This window comes from Neiella holothuriorum, assembly GCF_019457915.1.
GTDB lineage: Bacteria > Pseudomonadota > Gammaproteobacteria > Enterobacterales > Neiellaceae > Neiella > Neiella holothuriorum.
In genome coordinates, this window is the sequence record NZ_JAHZSS010000012.1 from 34612 (window position 1) to 54460 (window position 19849).

Genomic DNA, 19849 nt, shown 5'->3' on the forward strand with positions numbered 1-19849 from the left:
ATGAGCGCTAAACGTTATCAGCTTGTTAAGGTAATCAATTGAAAACAATATTAAAGAGCTTTTTTGCCTTGTGGATTATTGTATTAATCACAGGTTTATTCTTACCCAACAACTATGAAATTAAGCGCTCGACTATAGTCACCGCCGATTTACCAACACTACACGCCTACGTCGTTGATTTAGAGCAATGGCAAGAATGGTCGCCTTGGCTCGACGCTGATCCAACGATTGTGGTTACTCTCGGTCAAATCACTCATGGCGCTGGCGCATCGCAAACATGGCAAGGCGAAAGCGGTGATGGTGAACTTCTACTGACAAAAGTATCGGAACAAGTCGGTGTTAATTACGATATTTGGTTTAATCAAAAAGCCGATAAAGGCAGTGGCGCCATTAGTTACGTGCCATTATCAGACGGTCGTATTGAAGTGATTTGGAGCATGGAAGGCGAAATTGCCACACCTATTTTTGGCGCCTATTTAGCACTATTTATGGATGGGATGGTTGGGCCTTCATTTGATTTAGGACTTTATAAATTGAAGTCATTAGCGGAAACCGGGGCAATTCATTAAGTTGCTTCTTTCAGAGCACACCGAATGACGGTTTTTGTGAACATGTTAGCGATAAGGACGCTGTATTCCTTATCGCTAATTCAGTGTTAAGACGACGCAATCATTTTTTGCTGTAGTTGTTGAATTTGGTCTCGCACTGAGGCTGCCTTTTCAAACTCGAGCGCCTTGGCGTGCTCAAACATCTCGCCTTCCAATTTAGTAATTTCGGCCATAATGGCTTCCGGCGTCATCAGTTGGGTATAACTGCCTTCAGGCTCAGCGGCTTTGGCGGCGCGCTTAGTTTTGTTTTTCTGATAAGGTTGACCAATATCCATAATGTCGGTCACGCTCTTACTTAGCGCCTGCGGGACAATGCCATTGGCATCGTTGTAAGCTATCTGCTTAGTGCGGCGACGTTCAGTTTCTTCAATTGCCTGCTTCATTGCAGCAGTGATCCGATCGGCGTACAGAATGGCTTTACCATTGAGGTTACGCGCAGCCCGCCCGATGGTTTGGATGAGTGACCGTGTTGAGCGCAAAAAGCCTTCTTTATCAGCATCTAAAATTGCCACTAACGACACTTCAGGCATATCTAAACCTTCCCGAAGCAAGTTGATGCCGACCAAGACATCGAATTCACCGAGTCGTAAGTCGCGAATAATCTCCATGCGTTCTACGGCATCGATATCCGAATGCAAATAACGGACTTTTAAGCCATGTTCGGTTAAGTACTCAGATAGATCTTCGGACATCCGTTTGGTTAGCGTTGTCACCAAAACCCGTTCTTTCTTGGCAATACGAAGATGGATTTCTGACATCAGATCATCCACTTGAGTTGCCACTGGGCGAACTTCAATTTCCGGATCAATTAACCCCGTTGGACGAACAACCTGCTCGACAACTTCTCCATCTGACTTTTCTAACTCGTACTGACCCGGTGTCGCCGACACATAAATGGTTTGTGGCGAAATACTCTCAAACTCATCAAATTTAAGCGGTCGGTTGTCCAGTGCTGATGGTAGTCGGAATCCGTAGGTAACTAGGTTTTCTTTACGCGCTCGGTCACCTTTATACATGGCACCAACTTGTGAAACCGTTACGTGCGATTCATCGATGATCAACAGAGCGTTGTCTGGCAGGTAATCCATTAATGTTGGCGGCGGCTCGCCTGGTGCGCGACCAGACAAATAACGCGAGTAGTTTTCGATACCTGAGCAATAACCGAGCTCTTGCATCATCTCAATATCGTACTGAGCCCGTTGACTAAGGCGTTGCTCTTCTACCAACTTATTGGCTGAAAGTAGTTCCGACTTACGCTCTTTCAATTCGACTTTTATATCTTCAATCGCATTCAATATGCGTTCGCGTGGCGTTACATAGTGCGTCTTCGGGTAGACGGTAAATCGCGCTAAATCTCGTTCTAACGCGCCGGTTAATGGATCAAATTCACTCAGCCGTTCGATTTCTTCATCAAACAGCTCAACGCGAATGGCAAAGGTGTCCGATTCAGCCGGAAAGATATCAATGACCTCCCCGCGAACTCGATAACAACCCCGCTGGAAATCAACATCGTTACGAGTGTACTGCAGCTCGGCAAGACGTCTTAACATGGCGCGCTGCTCAATGATGTCGCCCCGACGTAAATGCAGCATCATCTTGAGATAGGCGTCAGGATCGCCAAGGCCATAAATGGCCGAAACAGACGCTACCAATACCACATCTTTGCGCTCTAACAGCGCCTTGGTGGCTGACAAGCGCATTTGTTCAATGTGCTCGTTGATCGACGCATCTTTGTCGATGAAGGTGTCAGTCGAAGGCACGTAGGCTTCTGGTTGGTAGTAGTCGTAATAAGAAACAAAGTATTCAACCGAGTTGTTTGGAAAGAATTCCTTCATTTCGCCATACAATTGCGCCGCTAACGTTTTGTTGTGAGCGAGTATGATGGCTGGACGATTAGTATTGGCAATGACATTTGCCATGGTAAAAGTTTTACCCGAGCCCGTCACACCAAGGAGCGTCTGACAAGCTAAACCACTATCAAGGCCGTCAACCAACTTCGCGATGGCTTCTGGTTGATCGCCGGCAGGTTGGTATTTAGACACTAATTCGAAGGCCTTACTCATACCGCCATTTCCTCCTGTTGCTGCATGCACTCGAAACGCTTAAAAAGCTTATTTAACCAGCGCCATGCAACGATGGCAGTAAGCACATTGCCGGCTACCGCACCGATAAAGAGGCCATTAACCCCCCACATAAAGCCGCCTAAATATGCCAACGGCAAGAAAAATACAAAGAACCGCAGAAGGCTCAACATCACCGCATTATTTGGTTTGTGTAGTGCATTGAACGATGAGTTGGTCAAGATCACCACGCCCTGCAAGCCGTAGCCAATGGGCATGATGACGATATACCAGGTCAGCACCGCTTGTACTTCAGGATCGTTACTAAACAAATTCGCTAACCACGGCGAAGTGATGGCTAAAAGCACGGCAATGCCGGCCTGCCATATCAGAACAAATTTAGCTGTAAGCCGATAGGCGTCATGCGCTCGCACGATTTGGCGGGCACCAAAATTTTGGCTGACCAAAGGCGGCAACGTCATCGACAATGCCAAAACCACAATACAAGCAATGGACTCGATGCGACTACCTACGCCAAGTGCCGCTACCACGGGTTCACCATAACAAGCCGCAATCGCTGTTAATACGCCCATTGCAAGCGGCGTTAGCATGTTAGCGCCTGCCGCGGGTAAACCAATCGCAGCAATTTGCTTAATACCGTCAAACGTTGCTGGCCAGTCATGGGGCCAATAATAAATCCTTTTTTGCTTGGCGCCGAGTACATATAAAATCAGCAAGCATGCAGCACTCCAAGAAATAACACTTGCCAGAGCGGCACCTTGTATCCCCAACGCCGGTACAGGCCCAAAACCAAATATCAACACTGGATCGAGAATCGCATTGAGGACTCCAGCGCCCGCCATGCCATAGCTTGGTAATTTGGTCTCGCCATTGGCGCGGAAGATGGCATTGCAGATCATTGGTAAGATCAACAACACGCAGCCGGATAGCCACACATTCATGTAGTCCATCAACAGCATATAGGACGACTCAGATGCGCCCATCGAAAAGAATATTGGCCGACTAAATAGGAAGATCGTAATGGCGATAAAGGTGACCAGTACGGCAGATAAATAAAGTGAGGCGGTCGCAAAGTTTCGCGCTTGCGTCAGGCTGCCTTGGCCAATAATGCGAGCAATAACTGCTGACGTCCCAATCGACAAGCCAATGGACAAACTAATCACGGCAAATGTCACAGGAAAGGTAAAACTGACCGCGGCAAGGGGTTGAGTCCCGAGCATACTGATGAAAAAAGTATCAACTAAGTTGAAGGTCATCATGGTGATCATGCCAACAATAACCGGCATGGTCATATTCTTAAGCGTCGGCCCTAATTGGCCCTTAAGCAGATCGTTAACAGCGGATGATGATGACATAAGTTGACTCGAAGTCTGCTCCTTGCGGGCGTTGCATTTTAAGAGAAATAGCCAGCTAACACCACGGCAAAAATAAAGATAAATAGAGTAATTTGACTAGGCATACTTAAATACAAATTGGAAGATGCGATTACCAAAAAATTTGTTGATAAACAGCCTCATTTTCATTTACTTGGCGCTTTCGCCCCAAAACAATGCACAGGCCCAAATGGTCATGCCAATTACTGCGCAAAAAACGTACAGCAACAAGGTTGACCGCCAAGATAAAGTCATAATCCACTGTTTTTATTAGTGAATATTTTTTCTTTTTAGTTTGTTCAAAAAAGATGTTGACACGAATGCATGCGGGTTTGAGCTTACTCTTTCATGACAATCCACACAGTTATCCACAGACATGGTGGATAACTGAAATATCAATGTCAAATAAGCAACTTAAGCAAATCTCGGCTGTAATAGGCAATCGGCAAAGGGGCTAATTGCAATCCAGCTAATATTCGTCGGCTAGTGAATCCAAACGCCATGAAAGCCCTATTTTAGTGCTTAGCCCAACGCCTTGACTGACGACAGTTAGGTCAGGTGCTAGCAGATAATAGGTCGGGAATACTGCCACCCTATAATCACTCATTAATTGATTGTCCCCGAGATAAACAGGCAAAGTGAGCGACAGTTCGTTGGCGAATTGGTAAACCTGCTGTGTCGATTCGTATGACAAGGCCACTGCTATGATTTCTATATCGCTACGTTCGTTAGCCAAGGCGTTTACCGCTGGCAACGAAACGCGACAAACACCACACCAAGGCGCAAACAAATAGACAAGTTTAGGGCGAGTTGAGTCTGTAAATAAGCTGTCGACCGGCACGGTGCGACCTTCGGTCGTTAAGCGCTTCAATTGACTGTAGTCGGCAACCGGTTCGCCTTTGGCAATAAGCGGCGCCGAGCGATACCACTGAACAGCAAAAAACACCGCCATAATGATGGCAAACGGTGCTAATTGACGAATAAATTTCTTCACGGGCAACCCTTAAGAACACTCGGTCACTTAGCTAGACCGCAAAGCTTGATACTTTATTGCAAAGATCTGTCATACTTCGGTCGAAATGGACTCACACTGCTGCAATTTATCACACGCTATGCAAGAACTACGTCGCTACTTTGTTCTCCCTTCATTTGTTATCTCTCTTTGTACCCTGTTGATCGCTTGTGATACGCAACCGAGCATTAAACGGATTTGTGCTCGCAATCCAGATATTTGTCAGGGATTGAATCGAGATGGCTGGTGCCAAGAGCAGCGCGACGTTGTCATTAAAGCAGATTTTGCTGTTGAGAATTCAAATCGCTCAGAGCCGGCGCTGTTTGATGCGCTAATAGCGTGGGAAAGTTACCGTACCTGTATCGAATTAGCCGCTCAAGTTGAAATGAAGCAACTTAAAATACGTCAGTCTCGACGTGTAGAAGGCTACATTAAAGCAGAAGAAATGTTGTTAGCGCTTAACGAAGAAACGCGGAATGCTAAGATGCCAGAATTGCTTTGGTATCACTGGACTCGCAATCAAGATAAAGAAGCTTACCAGCGCTTTATCGCTTATGAAGACGCGGGCTTGCTCAATACCCCTGAGTTGCAATTGAACTTGGCGGCTCATTACGCCCAGCGCGATCAGGAAAAAACGATTAGCATCCTGCTGCGAGTCTTGAGCATGTATGATGACAACAGCCAAATCGACCAGAGCATTTTCACGCAACTGGCTACCCTCACCTATCAACTCAAAGATTACCGTCATAGCTATGTATGGACAGAAGTAACCAAACAACTTGCCATTGCGCCCGTTAATATGGGGCTATTTGATGACACCAATTTACTTACGATCCAGCAAAAGGCCAAAGCAAAGCAAATCGCAACTCAAATCGTCACCGACCTGAATGAAGGCAAATTTATTGCCAAGCGTACTTATAGTTTTTAAGGCGTGTCGTCACTGTCGAATTGTAATGATACGGAATTGATGCAATAACGTTGGCCTGTTTCTGTCGGGCCATCGGGGAAAACATGCCCTAAATGCGCATCACAGTTGACGCATCGAACTTCAACGCGAAGCATGCCGAGAGAATTATCTTCAATATACCGAATGGCATCGGTCAGGCTTTTATCGAAGCTTGGCCAGCCGCAACCCGAATCAAATTTACTGTCGCTACTGAATAGAGGCGCGTCACAGCAGACACAGGCGTAGGTGCCATGGTCTTTATGATTTAAATAAATGCCTGTAAACGGCGCTTCCGTCCCCTGCTGCCAGCACACTCTGTATTGCTCGGCAGTTAATTCATCTTTACCTTTAACGGCCATAGACTTTCCTTTAGGGCGTTTTGACTATTCAACCAACTGGCAGCACGCCAGATCGGTAAGCGCTGTGGTCTGCCATAACTCTGGCCATTTGTACTTACTAGCTAAAAATTGAATGGCTTTGAGGCGCCGCATTGGATCTTTTGAACGGCTGGAAAAGGTAAATGCTTCAGGTGCTTGCTCGCAATAACGCCACATGGTTGCGACAACACGCTCGAGGAATTCTAAATTGACCGGCCTGCGAATCACTTCGGTGACTTCGCGCTGCAACTCGATTAACTTGAGCCGGCCATTTTGGTTTTCAGCTTGAAGGAATTTATAGAGCGATGGATCGCGCGCCATGATCGATAGCGCATTTTGTTGTAGCAAATCGTCGGGCTTTTTAGGGCTTAAGAGACGAGCGTCATTTCCCATCGCTGCAAGCTGCTCGAATTGGATGCCAATGCCTATATCACCACTCACTTTGGGCCATAACACAGCGCCGGCTTGTACAGCGACAGGGCTCTTGTGCTCAATGTCGCGCAAACTCATTTCTTCAACAAGTTGTTCATGGCGAGTTGCAAGTGCGCCGGGGTGAGCCAACCAGTTCGCGATGTGTGGATCAGCTGTTTTGGCGAGACTTTTGCCGCGTTCGACAATTTGCAGTAGCCCGTGAATTTCGCGATGTTCAGCAACGAGTAACGGTTGAGTCAGGTATGCAGGATAACAATCCCAAATTTTCATTAGCAGAACGATTTTTTATTTGTAATTTCAATGAATATTACGCAAGGAAACACGGCCACGCCACCACAGCATGGCCTTTTATGGAGTTACTTCACGCGAACTTGGTTACGTTCAGGCTGACTCCACTCAATGTGGTAGAACTCACCTGCAGGTTGATCGACTCGCTCAAAGGTGTGCGCGCCAAAAAAGTCACGCTGAGCTTGTAGCAAATTAGCTGGCACCACGGCATTACGGTAGGTGTCATAGTAAGCTAACGATGCACCAAATACTGGAGTCGGAATACCGTTGACAACCGCATTGGCTATAGACTGACGCCAGTTCGCTTGGCGGCTTTCAATTTGCTCAATGAAAAATGGATCAACTAGCAAATTCGTTAATGCGCCGTCACGCTCAAACGCTTCGGTAATCGACTGCAAGAAAATTGCACGAATAATACAGCCGGCGCGGAATATCTTCGCAATAGATGCAAAGTCTAAATCCCAACCTTGCTGTTCACCGGCAAGCTTCATCAAATGGAAGCCCTGCGCATAAACACACAGCTTGGAGCAATAGAGCGCATCATGTAACTGTTCAATCAGCGTGGCTTTATCATCATCGCTTAACGGTTGAGTTGTTGGCCCTTTGAGGACACGGCTCGCTGCTAAACGTTCGGCTTTCATTGAGCTTAACGCGCGTGCAAAAACAGATTGAGCAATCGATGGGTTTGGCGAGCCAACTTCGAGCGAACTCATTGCTGTCCATAGCCCCGTACCTTTTTGGCCGGCAGTGTCTTGAATGACATCAACCACAGGCTTACCCGTTACCGGATCTTTTTGCTTCAAGATATCGGCACTGATTTCAATTAAGTAACTGTTGAGGGGGCCGTTATTCCATTGGGCAAACACGTCACCGATTTCATCGCAACTCATACCGGCAACGTCACGCATCACATGATAGGCTTCGCAAATTTGTTGCATATCCGCATATTCGATGCCGTTGTGAACCATTTTGACATAATGGCCTGCGCCCGCAGGACCAATGTATGCCGCACAGGGCTCACCTTCGGTAACAGGTTGGCCAGGAACAAATGACTCTAGTGGTTTGCCAGTTTCTGGATCAACCTTGGCGGCAATGGCTTCCCAAACAGGAGCCAACCGTTGCCATTGCTTAGCATCACCGCTCGGCATTAAAGCAGGGCCGAATCTTGCACCAACTTCTCCGCCTGAAACAGCAGTCGAGAACAAGGTGAACTTACCTTTATAGTTCGCAGTCCGCTCTACGGTGTCGGTCCACAAAGTATTGCCGGTATCGACAACAACGGCATCGGTTGCAAGTCCGGCTTCGAGCAGATTATGGCAAACAATATCGACAGGCTTACCAGCAGGCACAGACAAAATGATCAAGTGAGGTTGCTTTGTATTGGCTAGCAGCGCTTCGAGGGTATTACAGCCGACAACGCGCGGAAGTTTATCGCCCCGCTCTTTTGTATCTTGGGCTAAAACACCGTCAATCTTATCCTGATCTAAATCGAAAGCGGCGATGGTGTAGCCATGATCAGCTAAGTTCATGACGAGGTTTTTACCCATCACACCGAGGCCGATAAAGCCAATATCACATTGTTGAGTCATATCGTATTGTTCCAGCAATAAATGCTTTGTAGACAAAGCCTACAAATAACTAAAAATGGCATTGTATACATGCCTATTTGATAACGCGGCCGCCGAGTACGACAACAGAACGCTGCTGCACTTGATAGTGCCCAGCGCTGATCCGCGTTGATTTCATTCCATCCTCGGCATCTGAATCGAGCAATACCTTCCAGCGACTACTTGCCGGCAGCTGAAAATCTTGCGGTGCTTGGCACGCATTAAAGATCAGCAACAACTGTAATTCTTCAGATCCTGCGTTGGCAGGTTTTAGCCAGATTGATACACATTGGGTTGACGGATCATGCCATTCCCCGTGGGTCATAGCCTTTCCTGAAGGTGCTAGCCAGGCAACGTTGACTCGCTCTGAACCTTTGTAGAATGGATCGTCCTGAACACAGTAGCGGTTCAAAATCGGATGCGATTTTCGCAAATTAATGAGCTGTTTGACAAATTTAAGTTGATGACGTGAATGATTAGACAATTGCCAATCAATCCAACTAATTTCTGAATCCTGACAGTAAGCGTTGTTGTTGCCTTGTTGGGTGCGGGCAATTTCATCGCCAGCTAATAAATGTGGCACCCCGCGAGACAACAATAAGGTGGCCAAAAAGTTACGTTGTTGGCGACGACGCAGCTTGTTAATCGCCACATCTTTTGTTTCGCCTTCCACACCGTAATTGGCGGAAATATTATGGCCATGACCATCGCGCGAATTTTCTTTGTTAGCTTCGTTATGGCGCTGCTCGTACGTCACTAAATCATGCAACGTAAAACCATCGTGATAGGTAATAAAATTAACGCTAGCGTGCGGCTGACGTCGATCGCCGTGAAAAATGTCGCGCGAGCCCATCAGTCGAGTTGCGAAATCGCCAAGATAGCCGGCATCGCCGCGCCAAAACGATCGCATCGAATCGCGGTAGCGGTCATTGCACTCGAGCCAGTTGTTGGGGAATTGACCGAGTTGATAGCCGCCGAGCCCAACGTCCCAAGGCTCAGCAATGAATTTACAGTGGCGCAAGACGGGATCTTGATACACCGACTTTAAAAACGCCCCATTAGGTTTAAAGCCGTCCACTTCGCGGCCAAGGGTGACTGCCAAGTCGAAGCGAAAACCGTCGACGTGCATCTCTTCAACCCAGTGACGTAACGAATCAAGCACAAATGCTAAAGTGTCGGGATCGTCGAGGTTTACCGCATTACCACAACCGCTATGGTTCAAATAATGTGTGTAATCCGCTTTGTGTTCGTGGTGAGCAAACCAATAAGATGATCGATTATCTAAACCGCGAAAGCTCAATATAGGGCCATCGCCACCAGATTCGGCTGTGTGGTTGAACACCACATCTAAGATGACTTCAATACCGGCTTTGTGAAGCTCTCGCACCATGATCTTAAACTCGTGATAAGCGTCTTTAACTGCATATCGAGGATCGGGTGCGAAGAAGTTAATGGGGTTATAGCCCCAATAATTACTTAAACCACGGTCTGTTAACCAAGCTTCGGACATAAAGGTGCTGACCGGCAACAATTGGATAGATGTGATGCCTAATTCTTTTAAGTAGTTAATCGAGCTTTCATGAGCCAAACCAAGATAGGTGCCGCGAAGCTTTTTAGGCATTTCATCCAGCAGATTGGTAAAGCCTTTGACATGCGCCTCGTACAAAATCATGTCTGCATCGGGGTGTTGAGGCTTGCTGGTGTTCTGCCAGTCAAACGCATCGCCATCGACAGGAATGGCTTTAGGGATCATCGCTTGACTGTCGCCTTCATAAAGCCGGTTATTCCAAATGATGGGGCGGTTTAAAGACTTCGCATAAGGGTCGATGAGTAATTTGTTTGGATCGAAATAAAGCCCGTGCTCAGGTGCATATTCGCCCTTTGCGCGAATGCCGTACATCATGCCTTTGGTAAAGCCAGCAATGTGGCCATACCAAATAGCGCCATTTCGAAATTGTAATTGCTGGCAGCTGAGCTCATTTTCATCAGCATCATAGATACAAATGGCAACCTGTTCCGCATCCGGCGCGCGAACCGCGAAGTTACAGCCAGTTTTTGTTAAAAGCGCGCCGAATGGGAATGGCTGCCCTTTTTCAACAACAAAGCGCGCATTTGTCTGATTAGCCTTTTTCACAGATGAATTTGCCTGTAAGACAAAGAATGCCGCATTGAGCGGCATTCTTATTAATAAATGATTATTAATTGGAGGTTAATACGTCAACTAATGCGCTTCAAGAAAATTGTGGCCAGCGGCGGCAAATTAATCGAAATCGACTGCTCACGGCCATGCCATTCTATGTCGTCAGTGTCGACGGTTGTGACGACATCATAACCACTTCCCCAAAATTCACTATCGTCAGTATTCAATAACACTTGATAAGTGCCTGGCGTGTTCACACCAAAGCGATAATTTTCGCGTGGCACAGGTGTAAAGTTCGATATTACAACGACTTGATCGGATGTGCTTTTAGCTTTTCGAACAAACACTAAGGTGCTGTTTTCTGCATCTTCATGAGAAATCCATTCGAAACCCTCGCCAGAAACATCGAGTTCATACAATGCATTTTCGGCTTGATAAAGCTTGTTCAGTGCGCGAGTGAGGCTTTGTTGGCCCTTGTGACGTGGAAAATCTAATAAATGCCATGGCAGCGAGCTATCGTGGTTCCATTCGGTACCCTGTGCGATCTCATTGCCCATAAAGTTTAATTTTTTGCCTGGGTGAGCCCACATAAATGCCGTGTAGCAACGCAAATTAGCGGCTTGTTGCCATTCGTCGCCAGGCATTTTGTAAAGAAGTGAGTTTTTTCCGTGGACAACTTCATCGTGAGACAGCGGCAAAATGAAATTTTCATCATAGGCGTAGATCATCGAAAAGGTCATTTCGCCATGATGGAACTTACGATATGCAGGATCTTTTTCCATGTAGGACAACGAGTCGTGCATCCAGCCCATGTTCCATTTAAAGCCAAACCCTAAACCGCCACTGAATGTTGGTCGACTCACACCCGGGAACGCGGTTGATTCTTCGGCAATCGTCATCGCATGTGGGTAGCGCTTGTAAACTTCTTCATTACACCAGCGCAGTAAACTAATGGCTTCATAATTCTGGTTGCCACCGTCAACATTAGGGATCCACTCACCGTCTTTACGGGAGTAATCCAAGTACAGCATGGACGCTACGGCATCAACCCGTAACCCATCAACGTGGAAATGTTCGAGCCAGTAAAGCGCGTTAGCAACTAAGAATTGGCGAACATGATCGCGGCCAAAGTCATAGATGCAACTGTTCCAATCTGGGTGCCACCCTTTGCGCGGATCAGAGTATTCATATAAATGAGTCCCATCAAAGCGAGCTAAACCGTGGCTGTCATCAGGGAAGTGAGCTGGAACCCAGTCAATGATGACACCAATACCGTTTTGGTGGCACTGATCAACAAAGTACTTAAAGTCATCGGGGTTACCGAACCGACTTGTAGGTGCAAACATACCGATCGGTTGATAGCCCCAAGAGCCGTCGAACGGATGTTCGGAAACAGGCATCAATTCAACGTGGGTATAAGCCATGTCTTTTACATATGGAATCAGTTCTTCCACGAGTTCTTTGTACGTCAACGAACGTTCTGAGCCATCTTCTTCCAATTTACGTCGCCACGAACCTAAGTGAACTTCGTAAATCGACATTGGACGGAAGCGTTTGTCGTCAAGATTATCGCGTTGCCAGTTGCTGTCATTCCATTGGTAGGTGGTTTGATCATAAAGAATTGAGGCGTGAGAAGGATATTGGTCGGCATAATTACCAAATGGATCCGCTTTATGTGGTAATCGATTACCCAAGGGATCTTTCATTTCGTATTTGTATTTTTCACCCGGTTGCAAACCCGGTAAAAACAGTCCCCAACAGCCGTTTTCTAATTTTTGCATGGGATGAATGCGACCATCCCAAGCATTAAAATCACCGACAATACTGACCGATTGAGCATTTGGCGCATACAGCGCAAATCGGACGCCTTCAATTTTCAAACCATCAATTTCTGCAGTTTGGAATTGTGAGCCCATATGCTGATATGTATCGGCGACGTCTTGGTACATATGATGGACGTGGTACATCGCCTGATGATGGACTTGATAAGGGTCAACCACTTCGTATTTATGGTCACCGGCGACTACCGCTAACTTATATGCAAATGGCTTTTTTAAGGTTGGCAGTACTGCCTCAAAAAGGCCTTCATCGTTGATGCATTCCAGTTCAACTGGCGTTTGTTTTCCCGACAGCGCAACTGCTGTAATGGCGGTTGCTCGCGGCTGCCAAGCGCGCAGCACGTAGCCATCCCCTTCCGCCGAAGGAAGTAGCCCTAAAAGGCCAAATGGATTAGCACACTGTGCCTGAAGTAACTGGTTTATTAGCATCTATATCACCTGATGTCCGTTTAAAGTGGCATTCCCAAACAGTGAACTTCTTTTAAGCTCGTTTGGGTATATTAACCTTTTGTGAAACAAAATCCCGTATTTAATTGATAACAATAGTAATTACTGTGACCGTATCATCACCAATTAAGGGCTTGTTACAGCCCCACACCGTGCGCACTATGGCGAATTGCCGTTAACTCGGTAAGTAAAGAAGCAATATCATTGTCGGCAAAGATTTCTTCGAGGTTTCGAGATAATTTACGTCGCCAATTAGGATACTCGCTGCTGGTTCCTGGAACATTGACGGGCTTATCCATTTCAATCCAATCTTCGAGTTGCAATGCAAGTAGCGCACTACTTCCGCCGGCTAGATGTAATTGCATGCCAAAGTTCAGCTCTTTTGACATCGCAACCCAGTTCACATCTTTTGAGATGTGATCTGGAATCATTCCCATGCCATGCAAACTATCAAGGATGCGTTGTTTTGATTCGTGACGATCGGCATAGAGAGTTTTAAGGACATCTTCATCTCGGTATAAACCGAGCTCTTTACCGAGCAACAAATCATCGCATTGCCAGAAGCCTTTGAGCGTCGGCATATCATGCGTGGTTAAGGTTGCCATAGCCTGAACAGGATAATGTTGAGGCGCATAAAATCCGCCATCTTCTTTTGAACGTTCAAAGAAAAATACGCGGTAGGAATACACGCCATTTTCTTGCAGGGTTTCAAATATACCATCAGGAACAGTACCTAAATCCTCACCGATGATCAGGCATTGGTTACGCACACTTTCTAGCGCTAAGATCGCCAACAAATCATCAATTGGATAGTAAATGTAAGCGCCCTTGTCCGCCGTTTCCCCCGCAGGGATCCACCATAAACGCAGTAGCGCCATCACATGGTCGATACGCAACGCGCCACAGTGACGCATGTTCGATCGGAACAAATCGATAAACGGTTGGTAAGCTTGCTGCTTCGCCGTATCAGGTTCAATTGGCGGCAAACCCCAATTTTGGCCTAGCGGCCCTAATATATCGGGTGGCGCACCAACAGAAGCACCTTGCAAGTACAGTGACTTGTTTGCCCAAAGTTCAGTACTACCTTCACTCACACCGACCGCTAAATCGCGATAAATACCAAGCGTCATCCCCGATTCGTCGGCAACTTTGTTGGCTGATTGCAACTGTTCATCGGCAATAAACTGTAGGTAGCTGAAAAAGTCGATCTTCGATTTTTCTTTCTTAATGAACTTGGCAACCGACTCATTGGCGAAGTCTTGATATTCCTCTGGCCATGCAGGCCATCCCCAAGCATTAATGCCTTGGCTACAGAACTCACGTTGCAACGCATCGAAAGCCGCTTGCTCTAACAAGCTTTCGCCCCCTTCTTTCACAAACGCGCGAAACGCTCGTGCGCGCTTGGTATTACGACGCAATTCTTGCTCTTTAAATGTCGCAAAGACTAAATCTAAGGCCTCTAATTTTGCCTCCATGACGCCGGTGTAATCGACCCATTGCGCGTCGCGCAACAACTCTAAGCGATGTTTGAACGCATCACTATCGACAAGGGCTTGCGCATCTTTGCTTTTTTCAAATTCAGTCACGGCAGTGACGTCAATATAAACAATGTTGAGCCAGCGACGACTTGATGGCGAATATGGGCTCACGCTCTCAGGATTAGATGGGTACAAGGCATGAATTGGATTTAAGCCAACGAAGTCACCACCTTTTGCGGATATTTGTTCAATTAAAAATTCTAAATCGGTAAAGTCGCCAACGCCCCAGTTACGCGTTGATCGCAAGCAATATAATTGAACACTTGGGCCCCACAACTTTGCACCTTCGTTCACCAGTTTCGGTGTGTAGCAGGCACGAGGAGCAATAATGACAGATGCCTCGGCAACGGTTTCATCGATGGCGTTAGCCAAAATTAAGCGGTGATAACCGAGCGGCATATCAACTTGAATCGATAAGGCGTATCGCTGATAGCGCTGTCCGTCCAACTCAGTTTCAGCTACTTTATGCCCTTCGATGGGCGTCACTGTACCATGGTGTTCGGCGCCATCTTCTAGACGTAAATTCCATTTAAGAAGCGCTGAGACATCCGTTTGGGCAACACTAATTTCAAATGCTAAGGCGTGTTGGTCGCGACTAATTACAACGGCCGGTAATGGTGTTTGCCATTGGCTCGCTAATTTCTCTTTAATCTGTTCAGCTAACTTTTTAGCGTCTGATACGGCATAGCCCATTGCCGCCAGAAGCTTCGCTTTACTCTCGGGAACAACGGTCGCGGGACTGCCCCACGCATCGGTATAATTTGACTCAATTCCGTGTATTTCACACAGCTGTTGGATTTGTGTATCGATCATGGCGTTACCTAACCTATAAGTCGTTATTTTTATTCGAACGAAAGTAATTTTATGAATGCTAGCAGCAGCTTAAAAGGTAGCACTAAAAGAGAAACCGGTACCTTTTTTAGCAGGTTAAAAATTTGCAGATTGAGTCACACTTTACTTGCATCAATAAAGCTTAGTTTTGATCGGAAAACAGGCAAAAAAAAGCCCGCAGCGAGGCGGACTTTTTTTAAACAAGTGGCGTTGATTAAGCGATGTGCGCAACCAAGTCCAAAACCTTGTTTGAGTAACCGATTTCGTTGTCGTACCAAGATACAACTTTAACGAATGTATCAGTCAATGCGATACCCGCATCAGCGTCAAATACAGAAGTGCAAACTTCACCAACGAAGTCGTTAGATACAACTGCATCTTCAGTGTAACCAAGAACGCCAGCCATTGGGCCTTCAGAAGCTGCTTTCATTGCGGCACAAATTTCTTCGTACTTAGCAGGCTTCTCTAGGTTTACTGTCAAATCTACAACAGAAACGTCTGGAGTAGGAACGCGGAACGCCATACCAGTCAGTTTACCGTTCAGCGCAGGAATTACTTTACCTACAGCTTTAGCAGCACCAGTTGAAGATGGGATGATGTTCTGGCCAGCGCCACGACCACCGCGCCAGTCTTTCGCAGAAGGACCGTCAACAGTTTTTTGAGTTGCAGTGGTTGCGTGAACAGTCGTCATCAGACCGTCTTTAATGCCCCAAGTGTCGTTCAATACTTTAGCGATTGGCGCCAAGCAGTTAGTTGTACAAGAAGCGTTAGATACGATCTCTTCGCCAGCGTACTCAGTGTGGTTAACACCCATAACGAACATTGGCGTGGCATCTTTAGAAGGAGCAGAAAGAACAACTTTCTTAGCACCAGCAGTGATGTGTTTACGCGCCGTTTCATCAGTCAGGAACAGACCAGTTGACTCAACAACAACTTCAGCACCGATTGCATCCCATGCTAAAGCAGCAGGATCGCGTTCAGCAGTTACGCGAACAGTATTACCATTTACAACCAAGTTGCCGTCTACGACTTCAACAGTACCGTTAAAACGACCATGAGTTGAATCGTACTTCAGCATGTATGCCATGTACTCAACGTCAATCAAGTCGTTAATACCTACAACTTCAATATCAGCACGCTCTACAGACGCGCGGAATACAAAGCGACCGATACGGCCGAAACCGTTGATGCCTACTTTAATAGCCATTTTCGTTCCTTAAGTTGGATTAATTCATCATCTTTCTGGGGGGCATTATAATAGCACCCGACTAAATAATGTTGATATTAATCAATCAAAAAAACCCTTAATTAAAGGGGCGCTGGCATGACCAGCATCACATTTACATTGTAAAATGTTCGTAATGTTACGAACATTTTGCCCGATTCCCAAGAGTTGGTGACTAATTTGAGTATTTCAAGCCACCTACGTTTTACGCAATACTATAGTCCATTTATAACGAAGCAGTAGTAACATACTGTTACCGTGACTGGGTCTATCGCCTTCGTTAATCGAAACCTTGTTGCATTAAATATGCAGCAGCCCCAAGCAAGCCTGGCTGTTCTTCAGTAATTAAGAACGTGGGTACGCGGCGCACATAATCAGAAAAACGCCCTTTTGCTTCGAAGCGACGGCGAAAATCGCTCTTAGCAACAAAATCGGTAAAACGGGGAATAATGCCGCCAGCAACATAAACACCGCCAAACGCACCAAGGTTCAGCGCTAAATTGCCCGCATGGCTACCGAGTACCTTACAAAATTGTTCCACCGTTGCTTGGCATAATTCGCAATCACCAGCGACACCTAAGGTCGTGATTTCTGCCGGTGTTCGCTCAACAATTGCCACACCACGCATTTCGCAGATTGCCTCATAAGTCTGAATAAGACCTAAACCAGACAGCAATTGTTCATAAGAAACGTGCGGATAGCGCTTATTCAAGTATTTCCAAATATAAGCGTCGACTTCATCAATTGGAGCAAAATCGACATGCCCTCCCTCTCCGGGCAGGCTGTGCCAGTGACCGTCCATACTGACTAAATGAGCGACGCCCAAGCCCGTACCCGGCCCTAGTACCGCTTTAGGTGCGGCTGGCTCAACGACGCCTGGGCCAATTTGCACAAATTGATCGGCGTTCAAAAATGGCAGCGACATTGAAATCGCGGTGTAGTCATTGATGATATAAAACGCGTCTAAGCCAAGGGCTTGTTGTACTTCGCGGCGTGAAAATGCCCAACTATTGTTGGTCATATCGATCCAGTCACTATCGGTGGGACAAGCAATCGCGATACATGCATGGCGCACACTTGCGTTCACTTCTTTTAAATAATGCCGAATAACATCCGTAATACTTGGGTACTGACCGCATAAGTATTTCCGTAATTCGCTGTATTCAACACCTTGTTCATCGACAAGAGCCAGACGAATATTGGTACCACCTACATCGGCAATAAGACCTAATTGCTGAGCCATGGGTTTACTCCGCTAATTATTACTGTGATTTAATCATTATTTTATGGGCGCTATTAAAACATTATTTCGAGTCAAAAAAAATAACTTGATTGCACCCTTTCCGGATATTTTTCGAAAACCGGCGTAATTATTGACCAAACACAAAAAAAGGCACAAAGAATTACTCTGTGCCTTAAATTATTTTTATTAATTGGTGGTTATTCGTGCCACGTACGGTCGTCTTTTGCTAATAGAGCAACGGACGAAACAGGCCCCCAAGTGCCAGCTTGATACGGTTTGGCTCGTACACCACAGTGTTGCCATGCTTCAATAATTGAATCAGCCCATTTCCAAGCTTGCTCAACCTCTGGCCTGCTCACAAACAAGGTTTGGTTGCCAACCATCGCTTCATAAAGCAATCGCTCATAGGCGTCTGCAATCCGCTCATTGACGAAGGTTTCGGAAAAGCTCAAATCCAATTTAGCTTGCTGTAGCTTCATTGGGTCATCAAGGCCTGGCACCTTATTGAGGAATTGAAGTTCAACCCCCTCATTAGGCTGCAGGCGAATCGTTAGCTTATTAGCGGGTAAGCTGCGATAGGCGTGGGCAAAGATATTGTGCGGTTGCTTCTTAAACTTAATAACAATTTCACTTACTTTGCTCGGTAAGCGTTTGCCGGTACGCAAATAAAACGGCACGCCAGCCCAACGCCAGTTATCAATATCAACACGTAACGCCACGAACGTTTCCGTTTCGCTACGTTCGTTCGCGCCATCTTCATCTAAGTAACCCGGGACCGCTTGTCCTTTGAGGTAGCCTGATGTGTATTGACCTCGAACGGTACGGGCATCGATGTTGGTGTGAGATATCGGGCGTAAAGCCTTTAAGACTTTGAGCTTCTCGTTGCGAACGGAGTCAGCATTCAAATCGGCCGGTGGCTCCATTGCAATAATGGTAAGCAACTGGAGCAAATGGTTTTGCACCATGTCACGCATCTGCCCTGCTGTGTCAAAATAGCCCCATCGCCCTTCAATACCTACTTCTTCGGCAACAGTAATTTGCACGTGGTCAATGCTGTTGTGATCCCAATTGTTGGTAAATATGGCGTTAGCAAATCGAAGGGCAAACAAATTGAGAACTGTATCTTTACCAAGATAATGATCGATTCGGTAAATTTGGGTTTCATCAAAGAATTTCGCGACCTGATCGTTGATCACTTTTGATGAGTCCAAATCCTTGCCGATGGGCTTTTCCAACACAACGCGACAACGCCCATCAACTAAGCCGGCTTGGTGGAGCCCCTTACAAATGTTGCCGTAAGTGGCTGGCGGCATTGCAAAGTAAAATACCGATGGTAATGGTGATTCGCCAATAAAGGCCTTAACTTCGTCGTAGGTTGACTGTACGTCAACATCAAGCCGGAAAAAGAATAATCGATTGCTAAAGCGTTCCCAAGTCTCTTCACAAATGTCGTCATTCATGAATTCTCGAGTGTTATCTAGCACTACGTTCCGGTACGTAGCGTGATCATAGTCGCGGCGCGCAGCACCAATGATTCGGGTATCAGCATGCAATAAGCCTGCTTTATCTAATTGGTATAAAGAAGGTAAAAGCTTGCGTCGAGCTAAATCACCTTGAGCACCAATAAGCACAAAATCGCAGTGCGCGGCATGTTCACCTTGCGACATAGTTTCTCCGTTATGTAAGCAAATAGTGTGTTGCGATGAGCGGAATGCCCATCAATTGTTTGCTGTTGTTATTTTAACTTGTTGCTCAGATCTCACTGAGCAACAAAAATTCAAAAAAAATTACAATAAATTGATCAGGATTGTGTTTTTCCTACAGGTTCCTGCCCTAATATCTTGTAAATTCGCGACTTCAACC

14 protein-coding genes are annotated in these 19849 nt (G+C 46.3%); 2 read left to right on the forward strand and 12 right to left on the reverse strand.

From position 1 onward, the window contains the following. Window positions 1–38: 38 nt before the first annotated feature. The gene (locus K0504_RS10900) at window positions 39–569 is read left to right on the forward strand and encodes an SRPBCC family protein (RefSeq protein WP_220104226.1); all 531 of its coding nucleotides are present in this window, start codon (window positions 39–41) and stop codon (window positions 567–569) included. 86 nt (window positions 570–655) lie between these two features. On the opposite strand, the gene uvrB is transcribed toward K0504_RS10900, so the two are convergent. The 3 genes from uvrB to K0504_RS10915 form a co-directional block, all read right to left on the reverse strand. Beyond that, window positions 656–2671 carry an excinuclease ABC subunit UvrB gene (uvrB, locus tag K0504_RS10905; protein ID WP_220104227.1) on the reverse strand — a complete coding sequence of 672 codons (2016 nt, stop codon included), beginning with the start codon at window positions 2669–2671 and terminating at the stop codon, window positions 656–658. Further along, the gene (locus tag K0504_RS10910; protein ID WP_220104228.1) at window positions 2668–4044 is read right to left on the reverse strand and encodes an MATE family efflux transporter; all 1377 of its coding nucleotides are present in this window, start codon (window positions 4042–4044) and stop codon (window positions 2668–2670) included. Before K0504_RS10910 ends, uvrB begins: the two co-directional genes overlap by 4 nt. Before the next feature lie 487 nt (window positions 4045–4531). Further along, window positions 4532–5056 carry a TlpA family protein disulfide reductase gene (locus tag K0504_RS10915; RefSeq protein ID WP_220104229.1) on the reverse strand — a complete coding sequence of 175 codons (525 nt, stop codon included), beginning with the start codon at window positions 5054–5056 and terminating at the stop codon, window positions 4532–4534. A 118-nt stretch (window positions 5057–5174) separates the two neighbouring features. Between K0504_RS10915 and K0504_RS10920 the strand changes: the two genes are divergently transcribed. Further along, a complete protein-coding gene (locus tag K0504_RS10920) occupies window positions 5175–6002 on the forward strand; it encodes a DUF2989 domain-containing protein (protein ID WP_220104230.1) in 828 nt (275 codons plus the stop codon). Here the strand turns inward: K0504_RS10920 and msrB are convergent. From msrB to zwf, 9 genes are all read right to left on the reverse strand, one after another. Beyond that, window positions 5999–6379, reverse strand: a complete 381-nt coding sequence (msrB, locus tag K0504_RS10925; protein WP_220104231.1) for a peptide-methionine (R)-S-oxide reductase MsrB — start codon at window positions 6377–6379, stop codon at window positions 5999–6001. The genes K0504_RS10920 and msrB overlap by 4 nt on opposite strands. A 24-nt stretch (window positions 6380–6403) precedes the next feature. Further along, the gene (locus K0504_RS10930; protein ID WP_220104232.1) at window positions 6404–7099 is read right to left on the reverse strand and encodes a pyrimidine dimer DNA glycosylase/endonuclease V; all 696 of its coding nucleotides are present in this window, start codon (window positions 7097–7099) and stop codon (window positions 6404–6406) included. A gap of 86 nt (window positions 7100–7185) precedes the next feature. Further along, on the reverse strand, window positions 7186–8706 hold the full coding sequence (gene gndA / locus K0504_RS10935) for an NADP-dependent phosphogluconate dehydrogenase (RefSeq protein ID WP_220104233.1): 1521 nt from the start codon (window positions 8704–8706) through the stop codon (window positions 7186–7188). Window positions 8707–8779: 73 nt separating this feature from the next. Then, window positions 8780–10858, reverse strand: a complete 2079-nt coding sequence (gene glgX / locus K0504_RS10940; protein ID WP_318837964.1) for a glycogen debranching protein GlgX — start codon at window positions 10856–10858, stop codon at window positions 8780–8782. 83 nt (window positions 10859–10941) lie between these two features. Next, complete coding sequence (glgB, locus tag K0504_RS10945; RefSeq protein WP_220104235.1) at window positions 10942–13131, reverse strand: 1,4-alpha-glucan branching protein GlgB; 2190 nt, start codon at window positions 13129–13131, stop codon at window positions 10942–10944. A gap of 155 nt (window positions 13132–13286) precedes the next feature. Further along, on the reverse strand, window positions 13287–15500 hold the full coding sequence (gene malQ / locus K0504_RS10950; protein ID WP_220104236.1) for a 4-alpha-glucanotransferase: 2214 nt from the start codon (window positions 15498–15500) through the stop codon (window positions 13287–13289). Window positions 15501–15732: 232 nt separating this feature from the next. Continuing rightward, entirely contained in the window at window positions 15733–16725 is a 993-nt protein-coding gene (gene gap / locus K0504_RS10955) for a type I glyceraldehyde-3-phosphate dehydrogenase (protein ID WP_220104237.1), read from the reverse strand. Window positions 16726–17023: 298 nt separating this feature from the next. Continuing rightward, window positions 17024–17986, reverse strand: coding sequence for a glucokinase (locus tag K0504_RS10960; protein ID WP_220104238.1), 963 nt, complete (start codon window positions 17984–17986; stop codon window positions 17024–17026). 197 nt (window positions 17987–18183) lie between these two features. Further along, window positions 18184–19653 carry a glucose-6-phosphate dehydrogenase gene (gene zwf, locus K0504_RS10965; protein ID WP_220104239.1) on the reverse strand — a complete coding sequence of 490 codons (1470 nt, stop codon included), beginning with the start codon at window positions 19651–19653 and terminating at the stop codon, window positions 18184–18186. Window positions 19654–19849: the final 196 nt, after the last annotated feature.

Excerpts from the sequence above, each read along its gene's own strand:
- msrB (WP_220104231.1), bottom strand. The coding sequence starts at position 6,379 with ATGGCCGTTAAAGGTAAAGATGAATTAACTGCCGAGCAATACAGAGTG.
- gap (WP_220104237.1), bottom strand. The coding sequence starts at position 16,725 with ATGGCTATTAAAGTAGGCATCAACGGTTTCGGCCGTATCGGTCGCTTT.
- gndA (WP_220104233.1), bottom strand. The coding sequence starts at position 8,706 with ATGACTCAACAATGTGATATTGGCTTTATCGGCCTCGGTGTGATGGGT.
- glgB (WP_220104235.1), bottom strand. The coding sequence starts at position 13,131 with ATGCTAATAAACCAGTTACTTCAGGCACAGTGTGCTAATCCATTTGGC.
- K0504_RS10960 (WP_220104238.1), bottom strand. The coding sequence starts at position 17,986 with ATGGCTCAGCAATTAGGTCTTATTGCCGATGTAGGTGGTACCAATATT.
- zwf (WP_220104239.1), bottom strand. The coding sequence starts at position 19,653 with ATGTCGCAAGGTGAACATGCCGCGCACTGCGATTTTGTGCTTATTGGT.
- K0504_RS10930 (WP_220104232.1), bottom strand. The coding sequence starts at position 7,099 with ATGAAAATTTGGGATTGTTATCCTGCATACCTGACTCAACCGTTACTC.
- malQ (WP_220104236.1), bottom strand. The coding sequence starts at position 15,500 with ATGATCGATACACAAATCCAACAGCTGTGTGAAATACACGGAATTGAG.
- uvrB (WP_220104227.1), bottom strand. The coding sequence starts at position 2,671 with ATGAGTAAGGCCTTCGAATTAGTGTCTAAATACCAACCTGCCGGCGAT.
- K0504_RS10910 (WP_220104228.1), bottom strand. The coding sequence starts at position 4,044 with ATGTCATCATCATCCGCTGTTAACGATCTGCTTAAGGGCCAATTAGGG.
- K0504_RS10920 (WP_220104230.1), top strand. The coding sequence starts at position 5,175 with ATGCAAGAACTACGTCGCTACTTTGTTCTCCCTTCATTTGTTATCTCT.